General features: G+C 30.5%; 1 protein-coding gene. It reads left to right on the top strand.

What is annotated here, in order from left to right; translation table 11 throughout:
- A partial coding sequence (locus L988_RS10720) for a Tn3 family transposase (protein ID WP_047384145.1) occupies nt 1–347 on the top strand: 347 nt, incomplete at both ends.

The raw sequence follows: 347 nt of genomic DNA, 5'->3' as shown, positions 1-347 counted from the left end.
CTCTATTGAAAATGGAAAAATTTCAATTTCAAGATTGGAAAAAAATATTCCTCTAGAAGCAGAACAACTGAGTTCAAAATTATATAAACTTATACCCAGAATTAATTTAACAGATCTTTTAATAGATGTTGTAAATATAACAGGATTCCATGAAGAGTTTATTCATGCATCAACGAATAAAAAGCCAGATAACAGTGAAAAAATAACTCTAATAGCAGCTTTAATAGGAATGGGAACAAATATAGGTCTTACAAAAATGGCAGATGCTGCTTCAGGGATATCGTATAAGCAAATGGCATATATTTCACAGTGGAGAATGCATGAAGATGCTTTAAATAGAGCTCAAG

This window comes from Cetobacterium sp. ZWU0022 (assembly GCF_000800875.1).
Classification (GTDB): Bacteria; Fusobacteriota; Fusobacteriia; order Fusobacteriales; family Fusobacteriaceae; genus Cetobacterium_A.
This window is presented reverse-complemented; position numbering and strand designations above follow the sequence as displayed.